Genomic DNA, 12740 nt, shown 5'->3' with positions numbered 1-12740 from the left:
CGCCCCGATCAGAGAGCCGCCAGGTAGCCGGTGCGGGATGTACCGTCCTCGGGTGTCCAGCCGCCCTGTTTCTCGAAGTCGAAACCGTGCTGTTCGACATCCCGAATCAGGCTACCGACGCTCTGATTCCCCGAGAAATCAGGATGCTGCATCTTCTCGACCACCGACTTCACCTCTTCCACCGTCTCTTTGATCAGATTGTAGTAATTATCGATCTGCTCGATAACATTTACCACCATTCTGACATCCTTGTAGATCTGCACTGCTTGCGCGGCAGTGAACAAACCGGCAACGATATCGGCGAGCGGATCCTCCGGACCGCCACCGATAACCTCCACCGCCCCGTCGACCGCTGCCGTCTTCTCGACATCCAAGGCAAGTTGCTTGATCTCCTTGTCCAGCGCCTGGCTCGCATAAGAGACGACCAGTTGCACGATGGAAAGGATGATCGTGTGCCCTTTTTTGTACTCGTCCGCTATGACCTTGGCCCGATCTCCGACTCCGCCGATTCCATTCGTCCAGCGGAACATGTACGAATCGAACGCGGTGGCCGTATCGCCCTGCCATTCGCTGCCGAGCTTCCATGATCCTTTGCGGAGAGTTCCCGCCACCGTATAGCATGCGTCGCCGAGCGTGTCGTATGCGTCATGCAGGTAAATCAGGCGGTCCCAATCACCGAGTATCGGCTTGAGCATAAGATCGATGAAGCTGTGACCGGTGATGAACTTGAATGCCTTGTCGGCTATCCAGATAGAATTACCTTCACCGGTTATCTACTTTGTCAGAATCCCTTTCGTCTGCGATATGCTGGTCCCCTTTGCAGAGCTCCACTTATTACCCAGACCTTTTGCCTTGAAGTCATCCTTGTACTGCGCGAGAACCGAAGGACTACTATTGTCCTTGGCCCCCGGAATAAATCCCGCAGCAACGCTCGTGAGCAACGACGACTTGGTACTGCTGGTCTCCGACGGTTCCTTCAGTGTCACTTCCTCGTCGTTGAAGTTCAACTGCTCTCCGGCCGGGGTGCTCAAAGTCGAGATATCGGGAACCCCGGAGACCATGTCCGGGAACGCCTGCTTCAGCGCGGCCGCATTCTTCTCGTCCTCGGTCCGCAGTTCCTTGTCGACCGTGCTGACCTTGTCTTTGATAGTCCCCATACCGGTCTGACACTGCTTCAGCATGTCGCCGATCTCTTCGGCCGCTCCTTTGACGGTCGGCTTCAGCACCGTCAACAGTCCATCCAGGCCGTCCACATCCGAACACTGCTTTCCGGTCCAAGCGACCATGGGCCCGAAATGCTCCCCCTGCTTGGCGACCAAGCCGCAGAAACCCGAGAAGTCTTCGCTTGGTGGCACTTTCACACCGACGGCCATTCATCCCCCTTCGATCATCGATCCGACCAACCGCGACGCCGGCCTGCTCAGACCAGCCAGCTCTTGCGGCGGTAGTACTCGTCGTCCTCGTCTTCGTCGTCGACCGGGCGGACCACGTCGTTGGCCTTGCGGAAGGCGGCGGCGCGGGCGATGGCGGCGCGTTGTTCGCGGAGTTCGGTCTCGCGACGTTCGGCTTCGGTGAGTTGTTCGGTCTGCTCGCGGTTTTCGCGGAGTGGCTCGTAGTGCTGCTGGATCGCGGGGTCGTTGGCCCTGCGCACGGGTGCGGCTCGCAGAGCCGTGCGTTGTTGCTGCGCTTGCGCTTCGCGGCGGGCCGCTGCCTCCTGCTGTTCGCGGGCTTCGGATGCGCGGCGTGCGTGTTCCTCGTCGGCTGTGGGCAGGGCGGCTTGTTCGCGCTCGCCCTGCTCGTGGGCCGCTTCCGCGGCGAACCGCTCGGCGCATGCCTGAGCATTGCGCTCGGTCTGCAGTTTGGCCTCGTCCAGCTCGTCCATCAACATCGACATGCGGCGGCGGTTCTCCGCTCCGATGCGCTCGATTTCAGCGGCGTAGTCCACGATTTCGACACTCCGTGTTCAGTCGGTACCTGCGTAGATCACAGCGGGCCCGCCTCGGAAAGCTCTGCGCCACTGTCGAACGGCTTCGCCGGTGAAGGGGTGGTCTGATTCTTGACCTGGTCGGACTTGGACTGGTCCTTCTGCGTGGCAGTTCCAGGGGTGACGCTGGTCCCGGTGTCGAGGCTCGGCGTCTTGTTCCCGGTCTGCTCGGTCGCCGAATTCTGCTCACCCGAGCTGTGATTGCTCGCCTGACTGCCGGAGTCCGAGGTTGTCGAAGACGAACTGCCCGATGCGCCTGGAGATTCCGAGCTGCTCTGCGAGCCGGAAGAGCTGTGCGAATCCGATGTGCTGTGAGATCCGGACGCGCCCTGAGCATCCGAAGTACCGTGCGGGCCCGACGCCCCGTGGTCCTCGGTGGAGATGACGGGCATCCCGTGCTCGTCGAGTTCGAGTGTGTAGGTCTTGTCCTCGCCGGCGGAGTCCGAAAGATCCAGCGACAGACCGCCCTGCGCACCGAGCCCGAACTTCACATGCTTTCCGGCGATATCGAATTCGGCTACGGACTTCCCCGAGGCGCCCGATGCGCCGCTCGCCGACTTCAGGACGCCGTCGATGCCCTTCTCGATCTGCCCGGACAGCGCGCTGATCGCGCTCTCCCCCTGCGTGACCACCGAATTCACCGTGCTCCCCAGACCGTTCAATGCCGAGGAGGCAGTGCTGGTCAGCGAACTGGCCTGACTGGCCAGGCTGGAGAGTGTGGTGCTCAGGTTCGAGTTGCTGTTGGTGTTGGTGTTCTTCGTGGGAGACGTGGTTGTCGTCTTGTCCCCCGAGTCGTCGGTCGTCGTCGATGCCGTGGTTGTCGACTTGGACGGAGATGGAGACGGTGACGGGGATGGCGAGGGGGCCGGTGCTGGGGCGGCGTTCTGCGTTGCCGGGCGCGGATACCTGGTGTCGTGCACCGCGTTCATCGCATCGGTGACGAGTTTGTAGCCGCTGTTGATATCGCCGTCGGCCTCGTTGCAAACCGTGTCGAGTATTGCCAGCTTCCTTTCGACATCTCCTTTGAAGACGTTATCCAACCACCAATTGACCGCAATCTGAGCGGCCTCCCCCCGCCCTATGGCGCCAGCATCATAGTGTTTGACAGAATTCTTACCTTCATCGTCTGGATACAGCTTGTTCAACTGCCTGGCAGGGAACCAGTCTTCCACATGATCCGCTTGTTTATTACTGATCCATTCCTTGGCGTTACGAATGTCGATCATTTCCTGAATGTCATCCGCAGACCTGCCATCAATCTGTAGCTTCGGATCTTCCCCGTCGAAATCGGCGATACTGCGAACATTGGCCGCTTTACCGGTCACCGCACTGCGAGCCATGTCAATGAACTTGCTGATCGCATCGACTGCAGCCTGCGCTGCTTCGATATCACTACCTGCCAGCCGAACCTGCTCGACAGCCATCTTGTGCGCAGTCTCGGAGGTCGCCCCACCACTCCAGACAGCTTGAAGGCGAATAGCGCAGTTCTGCTGAGTGTATTGCTCCGTCTGCGCTTGGGTGAGCGCAGACGACAGGGCATCACGGGTCCCGGCGAGTTTCGCGAGGTTCATGCCGCGCTGTTCGTCGTATCGGGCCTCGATATCCGTGAGGCTACGATTCGAAGGCCACAGTTTCAGATACAGCGGGTAGAATTTCATGAAATATACGATTCCCCCCTTCGCGCCCCAGTCGAGAATCTGATCGACCGACTCGCCCGCGTGCGCCTTGACCTCGTCGCCGGTCGGTGCCGCAATCCCCATATCTCATACTCCCCGTGATTGTCCGCGACTACTTGTCGGCATTCGAGATCTGCTCGGCGTTGTAACCGTCGGTCCAACCGTATGCGATGGAACTCGCCCCCAGTGCGGTGGCCGTGGCAGTGGTCGCATCACTCCAGTGCTGTAGCCAGTCGGCGATGTGCTGAAGCCCGTCGTGGATCGCGGTGCCCTGCGCCACGTAAGCACGACCGGCCTCGCACTCCGCGCCGTTGCGTCCGGTACCGAACATGTGATCGCCGCTGCTCACCGCCTTGGACTGATTGGCGACAGTCGTCGCCGAATCCCGCATATGACCAGCAAGTTTGGCCAGATCGTCCGTGCTGACGTCCAACGGTGCGTTCGCCATCGCTGCCTCCTCCACTCCCCGACCGGTCCTGGCGATCGCCGCGCCGATCCTTCGGCCTGCGAACGCCCTACCAACTTGGACGCACGCGGAATACGAACGGTTCCGTTCGATCATAGGAGTCGCCGATAGCGGGAGTTCGGGCAATCCGCCCGCACTGGTGAATCGGATCGCACAGCTGCACAACGCGATCAGCCGAGCTGTCGGCCCCACGGCGGCAAGCGGCGACATCGACGTAGCGTCGAATGCACTCGCACCACCGCGGGTCCAGCTTCCGCAGGCCGTCGAATCCGGCCTCGCTCAGTGCTTGTGATCGCCCAGATGTCCCTGATCGGTGCGCACCCATTCGGTCGTGCCGTCGGAGTTGTGGTGGAACTCCCACGCCGAATAGTCGCCGTCGTTGTCCACGGCGGTGAGGTGGTCGGCGAAGCCGTCGTGGTCCATATCGCTCCACACGTCCACCGAGTGCGGGCCCTGGACGGTTTCGGCGTCGGGGATGTGGTCGCCGTTGAGATCCTGGGTGGGGTGGTGGAGCTCGATGGCGCCGAGGCCGCCGAGATCGGAATGCGCGTCGACGTCCGGCATGTCCAGGCCTGGCAGGTCGCCCGAATTGACCATGTACAGCTCCTCGGATGGGGGTCCGGCAGGGAAGTGGTTCCATCCTGTCATCCGACCCACCCGCGGCGCATCCGCCTTCTGCTCGTTCCTGTGGATAACTCGCCGATGTCGGCTCACTCCTTCGGAATGACCACCCACAGCACCAGGTAGATCAGGAACTGCGGTCCGGGCAGCAGGCACGACAGGATGAACAGCAGGCGGACGAGAGTGGCGTTCCAGCCGAAGTATTCGGCCAGGCCACCGCAGACGCCTCCGATCCAGCGATCGGTACGGGAACGGGTCAGGCGGCGCATATCACTGGTTGTCATATCTCCACTGTGCCGCCGGAGCACTCGAACGCACATCGGGACCAGGACCGATGCGCACCCTGATTTCCCCGGGCCCGATCTCGGGGTACAACCCCGAGCACGGCAGACTCATGAGGGTGAACAAGCTTGTCAGCCGAGGACGGCGGTCGTGACCGCCACGCTGCACACCCGCAGCCTGTCCGCCGGGCACGGTGAACGCGTCCTGTTCAGCGATCTGGATCTGATTCTGGCGCCCGGAGACGTGATCGGGCTGGTCGGGGTGAATGGGGCCGGGAAGTCGACACTGTTGCGGATGTTGTCCGATGGCTACGCGTCCGAGGGGCAGATCTCGTTGAGCCCGCCCGACGCGACGGTCGGCTATCTCGCGCAGGAACCCGAGCGCGCGCCCGGCGAGACGGTACTGGGGTTTCTGTCCCGGCGCACGGGAGTCGCTGCGGCACAACAGATCATGGACGCCGCCGCCGAACGCCTGGCCGAAGCCCCGGACGACGCGGATGACTATTCCGCCGCCCTGGAGCGCTGGCTGGCGCTGGGCGGTGCGGATCTGGACCAGCGGGCGCAGGAGGTGGCCGCGGAACTCGGCCTGATCGAGAGCCTGCCGCTGGGGCTGGACACTCCGATGACGGGTCTGTCCGGCGGGCAGGCCGCGCGGGCGGGTCTGGCCTCGGTGCTGTTGTCCCGCTTCGACATTCTGCTGCTGGACGAGCCGACCAACGACCTGGATCTGGACGGGCTGGCCCGGCTCGAGCGCTTCGTGTCCGGGGTGCGGGTGCCGCTGATGGTGATCAGCCACGACCGGGAGTTCTTGGCACGCACCGTGAATCGCATCGTCGAGCTGGATCTGGCGCAGCAGCAGGTCGGGTTGTACGACGGCGGCTACGAGTCCTATCTGGCCGAGCGCGAGATCGCCCGCCGCCACGCCCGCGAAGCCTACGAGGAGTACGCGGACACCAAAGAGGGGCTGCAGGCGCGCGCGATGACGCAACGCAACTGGCTCGAACACGGCGTCCGCAACGCCCGCCGCAAGGCCAAGAACGATTCGGACAAGGCGGGCCGCAAGATGCGCGCGGAGTCCACCGAGAAACAGGCCTCGAAGATGCGCCAGACCCAGCGGCGCATCGAACGTCTCGAGGTCGTGGAGGAGCCGCGCAAGGAGTGGGAGCTGCGGATGGAGATCGCCGCGGCTCCGCGCAGCGGCTCGGTGGTCGCCACCGTCACCGGCGCGAGCCTCACCCGCGGCGATTTCGCGCTGGGACCGATTACCGCCCAGGTGGATTGGGGCGATCGCATCGTGCTGACCGGCGCCAACGGATCCGGCAAGTCCACTCTGCTGGCCGTGCTGCTGGGCAAGATCGCGCCCGACAGCGGAACCGCGACACTGGGTTCGGCGGTGGCCGTGGGCGAGATCGATCAGGCGCGCGGCCTGTTCCGCGGAACTGCCTCGCTCGCCGAAACATTCGGCGCCCAGGTGCCCGACCAGCCCGAGGCCGAGGTCCGCACGCTGCTGGCCAAATTCGGGCTGCGCGGGCCACATGTGTTGCGCGCCAACGACACCCTGTCCCCCGGCGAACGCACCCGCGCCGCCCTGGCCCTGCTCCAGGCGCGCGGGGTGAACCTGCTGATCCTCGACGAACCCACCAACCACCTGGACCTGCCCGCGATCGAACAACTCGAGCAGGCCATCGAATCCTTCACCGGCACACTGATTCTCATCACCCACGACCGCCGCATGCTGGACACCGTCCGGGCGACGCGGCGGTGGCGGATGACCGACGGGCAGCTCACCCAGGACTGATCGGCGCACCGCCGGCCTTTCAGCCCTCCTTGATCGCGGAGATCAGGGTGCGGTCGGAAATGGTTCGGGTGCTGACGATCTGGGTGAAGGTGTGCGGCTGCTCGCCGGGCTTCTGCTGGGTGAGACGGACCTCCCACTGGCTGCCGTCGGAGCTGCCGCGGGTGACCTGCACGCAGTACCGGGTGCCGACGGGGACCTGGTTGATCCCGCGCTGGATGTTCTCCGCGGCGGGAAAGGCCGAGGGGCCGGCGGACGCCGACGACACGGTCGCATCGTCGGTGACGACCGCGCGCGCCGCCGAACCGGAACGCTGCACGTAGTAGGCGCGCTCGAAGGCGAGGATCGCATCAGGGCCCGAACTCGTGCCGCCGGGATCGGTGCCGGAGACCTCGTCCGCGTCGCGGTGCTGCTCACAGTCCGCGGTCGCGATCGGCGCCGGGGAAGCCGGTGCGGTCGTCGGCGGCGCCACGTGGGGAGCCGTATCCTCCACCACCGCGGGCACACTCGCGGCCGCGGCGGTGTTGGTCTTGCGATTGCCGGTGTGTATGACGGTCAGCACTACCGCGACGACCACGATCCCGACGCCGACCAGGATCAGCAGGCTCAGCACCTTGTCGCGGCTACGGCCGTCGTCGGGGCGGCGCGAGCGGGCCCGGCGCAGGCGAGACCCCGCACTTCCGCCTGAACGATCGACGATCTGCGGGGCCTGTACCGGCCCGTCGTTGTCGCTGTAGTCGTATTCCCTGGTCGGCACCCGGGTGGTGGGCGCCTCGGGCGGCGGATCCGGTTGCCGCGCACCCTGATTCAGCCATTCCTCCCAATCGCCGGAGCGATCGTCCGTACCCGGGACCGGCATCGGCGCCGGACGCGACGGCGGAGGCCGTCGACGAGTGCCACGACGGCCCGGACGACGGCGCGAAGACTGCCGCGCGGGCGGGCGCAGCATCGGCAGACCCAGGTCGAACGGATTGTCCTGCCCGGGATCCGGTTCGTCGGAGTCAGATCTCGTCATCGCCCAGATCGCCGATGACGGCGGTCGGGACCATCTGGGTCGCAGCCGGAGCCGTCACACCGAGCTGACCGTCCCGCGGTTTCGGATCACCGCCACCCGTGCCCGCCGAGGGCGGCATCGCCAGCCCGGCGCTGGGACCGGACTGGTTGGGCGCCGAGGTATCCGGGGCGGGAGTCGCCGGTTGCGGCACCGGTTTCGCCGCGGGCGCCGGTGCGCTCGTTCCGGGCGCCACACTCTCGCCGCTGGATGCGGGCGTACCGGGATCGGGCGTACTCGAGTCCGAACCACCCGCATCCGGCGGAATGACCGAATGCGAGTTCCCCGCCGATTGGGCCGAGGGCGTGGACTGCGACCCGCCGAAATCGAACAGGCTCGAACTGGTGCCGCTGGTTCCGTCCGCGCCGCCGGTCCCGTTGGTCCCGTCGGTGGACGCCTTCGGATTGATCAGCTGCGGAATGGCCTGCTCGGCGACCTGCGCCCCGGTATCGATGGCGTGCGTACCGACCTCGGCGATCTTATCGATCAACTCGGTGCCGATATTGACCCCGGCGCTGATCGCCGAGGACCCCAGATCCACGCCCGCCGCGATGAGCTGCTCCTGCAACTGCAACTGCGCCGCGGCGGCGGGATCCAGCTGGGGGCCGGTAGCGGTGCCGTTCATGGACAGCGCGGGCGTGGTGCCATTGAACGAAGCGCCGTTGAACGAGGTCCCGCTGTTGAGCGGGCTGTAGTTGTTCGACGGATTGTTCGGCGTGTAGTTGCTCGAACTGGTCGAGTTGTCGTTGTTGTAGCTCGAGGTGTTGTCGCCGGAGAACTGGTTCGTGGACAGATCCACCGGCGTGGTGACCGTCAGCGGGCCCATCGCCGTCAATTTCGAGGTGTGCGAGGCCATCTCGGTCTTCGCGGTGTCGACCGCGGTGATGGCCGCACGCAACGCCTGGCTGGCCCGGTTGATCACCGCATCGGTGTCGGGGGCGGCCTTGGCGTTGTTCAGGATGGTGCGCGCGTCGCGACGGAAATCGGCGATGATCGCATCGACCTGCTGTGCGGCCCGGTAACTGGTGGACTGCGCATCGCCCAGCACCGCCAGATACTGCGGGCCGCGATCGGAGATGTCACCGATCTGGGTCTGCGTGGTGCGCAACGCCGGAACCGCGGCATCCGCGGCCGGACCCGACCAGGTCGACTCCAGCACATGCATACCGTCGCGGTGCGGGGCCTCGGTGTCGGCGGCCTGGGTGGACGAATTCGTCAGCGCCCGCACGATACTCGCGTCGGGAACGCTGACCCCGCTGCCGAGCGAGGCGCGCAACGCGAGCATCGGCTGCACCAGACGGGCGATGATCGGCGGATCCACACCGTCGGAGCTGGTCTTCGTCGCCGGTTTCGTGGCGCGCTGGGAGATCGGCCGCCGCTTGAGCCCCGGTGCTCGCCTCATACCAGTGTCTCCCCGGTCTTGGCGATGGCGGCCGCGGTGCCGGCATCGGAATCCTGCATATCGGTGTTGTAGTCGCGCAGCACCTGGCCGTAGGCATGGACCAGCTGGCCCGCCGTGGACAACGCCTGCACATGCTGCGAGACCGCGGCCGTGAACTGCGCCGCGAACTCCGCTCCCACCAAACCCAGATCGGCGGAGAGCCGATCAGGATTGACCGCGCCGCCCGCAGCCACGGCCGCGGAGGCCAACTGCTGCGAGACATTGTCGGCAACGGTCTTGTAGGCGGCCATCGCCGCCGGATCCAGCTTCAGCGCGTCCACTGTTCCCCCTCACGGAAAATCAAGCTCTCGCTGTCGCATCATGAGTCGAGTCCACCATACTTGGCGCCGCCCCGAAACGCTCTCCGATCATCCGATCACACACCGGACAGCGTGGTCGGTTCGGTGTGCCGATCAGACCGCGGCGACTCGTTTGGCCAGGTCATCGGCCAACTGACGGGCCCGATCCGGATCGGTCGCCTCGACCATCACCCGCACCAGTTGTTCGGTTCCGCTGGGCCGCAGCAGCACCCGGCCGGACTCGCCGAGGACGCGCTCGGCCTCGAGCACCGCGTCGCGCACCTCGCCGGACTCGGCGACCGCGACCTTGTCGGAGACCGGGACGTTCACCAGAACCTGCGGAACCGTCTCCACCACGGACGCGAGGTCGGCCATGCCGCGGCCGGTTTCGGCCATGCGCGCCAGCAGGCGCAGACCGGTCAGCAGGCCGTCGCCGGTCGTGCCGAACTTCGGGAAGACCACGTGCCCGGACTGCTCGCCGCCCAGGGTGTACCCGCCGCGGCGCAATTCCTCGAGCACGTAGCGGTCGCCGACGGCGGTGGTGCGCACCGTGATTCCCGCATCCCGCATCGCGATATGCAGCCCCAGATTGCTCATCACCGTGGCGACGAGGGTGTCGTGCGCGAGTTCGCCCGCCTCACGCATACCCATCGCCAGCACCGCCATGATCGCGTCGCCGTCGACCACCGCACCGGCCGCGTCCACGGCCAGGCAGCGGTCCGCGTCGCCGTCGTGGGCCAGGCCCAGATCCGCGCCGTATTCGAGCACCGCGTGCCGGACCCCGTCCAGATGCGTGGAGCCGCAACGGTCGTTGATGTTCAGGCCGTTGGGTTCGGCGTTGACGGCGATGACCCGCGCGCCCGCCTCCCGATAGGCCGCCGGGCCGACGTCCGAGGCCGCGCCGTGCGCGCAGTCCACCACGACGGTCAGGCCGTTCAGATCGCGACCGGTCGCCTCCACCAGATGCTCGACATAGCGTTCGTGCGTGCCGGCCTGGCTGTAGTGATCCTCGACCCGGCCATCGATTCCGGACAGGCTCAGCACCCGCCCGATCCCGGCGCCGGTGGGCCGCAGGAAATCACGCTGGTGCACCAGCTCCTCGATGCGGTCCTCGATCGCGTCGTCGAGTTTGTGCCCGCCCGCGGCGAAGATCTTGATTCCGTTGTCGGGCATGGGATTGTGCGAGGCGGAGATCATCACGCCCAGGCACGCGTCGTAGGTCGCGGTCAGATAGGCCACCGCGGGCGTGGGTAGGACACCGACCGACACCACGTCCACCCCGGCGGAGGTCAGGCCCGCGATCACCGCGGCCTCGAGCATCTCACCGCTGGCCCGCGGATCGCGGCCCACCACCGCTCTCGGACGCGACTTGCCGCGGCTGAGCACCTGCGCCGCCGCGGCCGAGACCTGTAGTGCGAGTTCCGGACCCAGCGAACCGTTGGCCAGCCCGCGGACTCCGTCGGTGCCGAACAAACGTCCCATTCCAATGCCCCTCAATGTCTGCTTACGGCTTCCGGTGCACCCGGTCGGGGGTCAGCGGAACCGTTGTCGATACAGCACGAGAGCAGGCACCCGATCCGATCGCGGACAATCGGATCGGGTGCCTGCTCTCGTACGGGTGCGATCTCGACCGTACTCCCGACCTGTCCCATCCGGGGAGCCGGACCATGCCTCTGCACGCACCGTGAACTCACGGCGGCCTGTCTTGCCGTAGCACGAACCATCACAGCAACAAGCCAGTTTTCGCGGTCCGTCTCGCCGTTCGGACGCGTAGCGATGAGGCCGACAAGTACCACGAACGCTCACCCAGGCCCGCCAACCCGGGATAAACGCCAACCCCGAGGTTCGCGGCCCGTCTTGCCGTGCGGACGCGTGGCGGGTGCGAGGAACGAGTGCCCGACACGGGGCCGAACGGCGAGACTTCGGGGGCCGCGAACAGCCGGAGCGGAGCGGAGGCCGAGGATCCAGCCTCAGCGCTTCGAGTACTGCGGAGCCTTGCGGGCCTTCTTGAGACCGTACTTCTTACGCTCGGTCGCACGCGGGTCACGCGTGAGGAACCCGGCCCGCTTCAGGGCGGGACGATCCTCGGGGGTGACCTCGATCAGCGCGCGGGCGATCGCCAGACGCAGCGCACCGGCCTGACCCGACGGGCCGCCGCCGACCAGGCGGGCGTGCACGTCGAAGGACTCGGTCCGCTCGACGGTGACCAGCGGGGACTTCACCAGCTGCTGGTGCACCTTGTTCGGGAAGTAGTCCTCGATCGGACGACCGTTGAGCACGAACTGGCCGGTGCCCGGCTGCAGGCGCACCCGAACCACGGCCTCCTTGCGGCGGCCGACGGTCTGCACGGGACGGTCGATCACGATCGGGGCGACCGAGACGGACTCCTCGTAGGACTCCTCGTAACCGGCGCCCTCGTCGACGACCTCGACCGAGGTGTCCTCCGCGGCGACCTCGTCGGCCGCGTATTCCTCGTTGAATTCCTCAGGAGCGGTCACTGGGCCACCTGCTTGATCTCGAACGGAATGGGCTGCTGGGCCGCGTGCGGATGCGACGGGCCACCGTAGACCTTGAGCTTGCCGGCGATCTTGTTGCCGAGCTTGTTCTTCGGGATCATGCCCTTCACGGCGCGCTCCACGACCCGCTCGGGACGGGTGTCGAGCAGCTGCCCGACAGACCGGGACTTCAGGCCGCCCGGGAAACCGGAGTGGGTGTACAGGTGCTTGTCCTGCCGCTTGTTACCGGAGACGGCAACCTTGTCGGCGTTGATGATGATGACGAAATCGCCACCATCCACGTTGGGGGCGTAGGTCGGCTTGTTCTTGCCGCGCAGCAGATTCGCTGCCTGTACGGCAAGGCGTCCGAGCACTACGTCAGTGGCGTCGATGACGTACCACTGGCGGGTGACGTCACCCGCCTTCGGGCTGTACGTAGGCACAGTTCTTCCCTGTCTGTCGTCGTGTTCTACCGGCCGGGCGGACGATCGAGCGACCCCGGCGGCCAGCGGAGACCCGGGACTCGTGATACGACGCGAAGAACTCGCGACATATCGCACGCCAGCGGGTCACGATACCAGTCGGACATCACGCGCCCGAAATCGGACTGCGCAGCACCTGCGCGGAGTGC

At 65.8% G+C, this 12740-nt stretch carries 14 protein-coding genes; 1 reads left to right on the top strand and 13 read right to left on the bottom strand.

The window, feature by feature from the left end; all coding sequences use genetic code 11:
• Window positions 1–8: 8 nt before the first annotated feature.
• The 7 genes from K7711_RS15815 to K7711_RS15785 all read right to left on the bottom strand — a co-directional run bounded on the left by K7711_RS15815 (window position 9) and on the right by K7711_RS15785 (window position 5031).
• Entirely contained in the window at window positions 9–695 is a 687-nt protein-coding gene (locus K7711_RS15815; protein WP_222970087.1) for a hypothetical protein, read from the bottom strand.
• Window positions 696–773: 78 nt separating this feature from the next.
• Window positions 774–1373 carry a hypothetical protein gene (locus tag K7711_RS15810; protein ID WP_222970086.1) on the bottom strand — a complete coding sequence of 200 codons (600 nt, stop codon included), beginning with the start codon at window positions 1371–1373 and terminating at the stop codon, window positions 774–776.
• 47 nt (window positions 1374–1420) lie between these two features.
• Window positions 1421–1945 (bottom strand): hypothetical protein, encoded by a 525-nt coding sequence (locus K7711_RS15805; protein WP_222970084.1) that lies wholly within the window; start codon window positions 1943–1945, stop codon window positions 1421–1423.
• A 38-nt stretch (window positions 1946–1983) separates the two neighbouring features.
• Window positions 1984–3744 (bottom strand): hypothetical protein, encoded by a 1761-nt coding sequence (locus tag K7711_RS15800; RefSeq protein ID WP_222970082.1) that lies wholly within the window; start codon window positions 3742–3744, stop codon window positions 1984–1986.
• A 28-nt stretch (window positions 3745–3772) separates the two neighbouring features.
• Entirely contained in the window at window positions 3773–4108 is a 336-nt protein-coding gene (locus tag K7711_RS15795; RefSeq protein ID WP_222970080.1) for a hypothetical protein, read from the bottom strand.
• 297 nt (window positions 4109–4405) lie between these two features.
• Entirely contained in the window at window positions 4406–4723 is a 318-nt protein-coding gene (locus K7711_RS15790; RefSeq protein WP_222970078.1) for a DUF6802 family protein, read from the bottom strand.
• Window positions 4724–4836: 113 nt separating this feature from the next.
• Window positions 4837–5031: a PspC domain-containing protein gene (locus tag K7711_RS15785; protein ID WP_040819176.1), complete on the bottom strand. Its 195-nt coding sequence runs from the start codon at window positions 5029–5031 to the stop codon at window positions 4837–4839.
• Window positions 5032–5179: 148 nt separating this feature from the next.
• Here K7711_RS15785 and K7711_RS15780 point away from each other — a divergent pair, with 148 nt between their 5' ends.
• Window positions 5180–6826 (top strand): ABC-F family ATP-binding cassette domain-containing protein, encoded by a 1647-nt coding sequence (locus tag K7711_RS15780; RefSeq protein WP_222970076.1) that lies wholly within the window; start codon window positions 5180–5182, stop codon window positions 6824–6826.
• 19 nt (window positions 6827–6845) lie between these two features.
• On the opposite strand, the gene K7711_RS15775 is transcribed toward K7711_RS15780, so the two are convergent.
• From K7711_RS15775 to rplM, 6 genes are all read right to left on the bottom strand, one after another.
• Window positions 6846–7838, bottom strand: coding sequence for a DUF8176 domain-containing protein (locus tag K7711_RS15775; RefSeq protein WP_222970074.1), 993 nt, complete (start codon window positions 7836–7838; stop codon window positions 6846–6848).
• Window positions 7825–9276: a hypothetical protein gene (locus tag K7711_RS15770; RefSeq protein WP_222970072.1), complete on the bottom strand. Its 1452-nt coding sequence runs from the start codon at window positions 9274–9276 to the stop codon at window positions 7825–7827. Before K7711_RS15770 ends, K7711_RS15775 begins: the two co-directional genes overlap by 14 nt.
• Entirely contained in the window at window positions 9273–9596 is a 324-nt protein-coding gene (locus K7711_RS15765) for a hypothetical protein (RefSeq protein ID WP_040819171.1), read from the bottom strand. Before K7711_RS15765 ends, K7711_RS15770 begins: the two co-directional genes overlap by 4 nt.
• 132 nt (window positions 9597–9728) lie before the next feature.
• Entirely contained in the window at window positions 9729–11096 is a 1368-nt protein-coding gene (gene glmM, locus K7711_RS15760) for a phosphoglucosamine mutase (RefSeq protein ID WP_222970070.1), read from the bottom strand.
• Between the two features lie 488 nt (window positions 11097–11584).
• Window positions 11585–12112, bottom strand: a complete 528-nt coding sequence (rpsI, locus tag K7711_RS48410; RefSeq protein ID WP_222970068.1) for a 30S ribosomal protein S9 — start codon at window positions 12110–12112, stop codon at window positions 11585–11587.
• The gene (gene rplM / locus K7711_RS15750; protein WP_040819166.1) at window positions 12109–12552 is read right to left on the bottom strand and encodes a 50S ribosomal protein L13; all 444 of its coding nucleotides are present in this window, start codon (window positions 12550–12552) and stop codon (window positions 12109–12111) included. The genes rpsI and rplM overlap by 4 nt, the downstream gene beginning before the upstream one ends.
• Window positions 12553–12740: the final 188 nt, after the last annotated feature.

This window comes from Nocardia coffeae (genome assembly GCF_019890715.1).
Taxonomy (GTDB): Bacteria; Actinomycetota; Actinomycetes; order Mycobacteriales; family Mycobacteriaceae; genus Nocardia; species Nocardia jiangxiensis.
Note: the sequence above shows the minus strand (reverse complement) of the source record. Positions and strands in the feature narration are given on the sequence as shown.

Bases quoted from the DNA above. Each gene is read 5' to 3' on its own strand.
- K7711_RS15795 (WP_222970080.1), bottom strand. From the start codon at position 4,108: ATGGCGAACGCACCGTTGGACGTCAGCACGGACGATCTGGCCAAACTT.
- glmM (WP_222970070.1), bottom strand. From the start codon at position 11,096: ATGGGACGTTTGTTCGGCACCGACGGAGTCCGCGGGCTGGCCAACGGT.
- K7711_RS15810 (WP_222970086.1), bottom strand. From the start codon at position 1,373: ATGGCCGTCGGTGTGAAAGTGCCACCAAGCGAAGACTTCTCGGGTTTC.
- K7711_RS15785 (WP_040819176.1), bottom strand. From the start codon at position 5,031: ATGACAACCAGTGATATGCGCCGCCTGACCCGTTCCCGTACCGATCGC.
- K7711_RS15800 (WP_222970082.1), bottom strand. From the start codon at position 3,744: ATGGGGATTGCGGCACCGACCGGCGACGAGGTCAAGGCGCACGCGGGC.
- K7711_RS15790 (WP_222970078.1), bottom strand. From the start codon at position 4,723: ATGGTCAATTCGGGCGACCTGCCAGGCCTGGACATGCCGGACGTCGAC.
- K7711_RS15775 (WP_222970074.1), bottom strand. From the start codon at position 7,838: ATGACGAGATCTGACTCCGACGAACCGGATCCCGGGCAGGACAATCCG.
- K7711_RS15770 (WP_222970072.1), bottom strand. From the start codon at position 9,276: ATGAGGCGAGCACCGGGGCTCAAGCGGCGGCCGATCTCCCAGCGCGCC.
- K7711_RS15815 (WP_222970087.1), bottom strand. From the start codon at position 695: ATGCTCAAGCCGATACTCGGTGATTGGGACCGCCTGATTTACCTGCAT.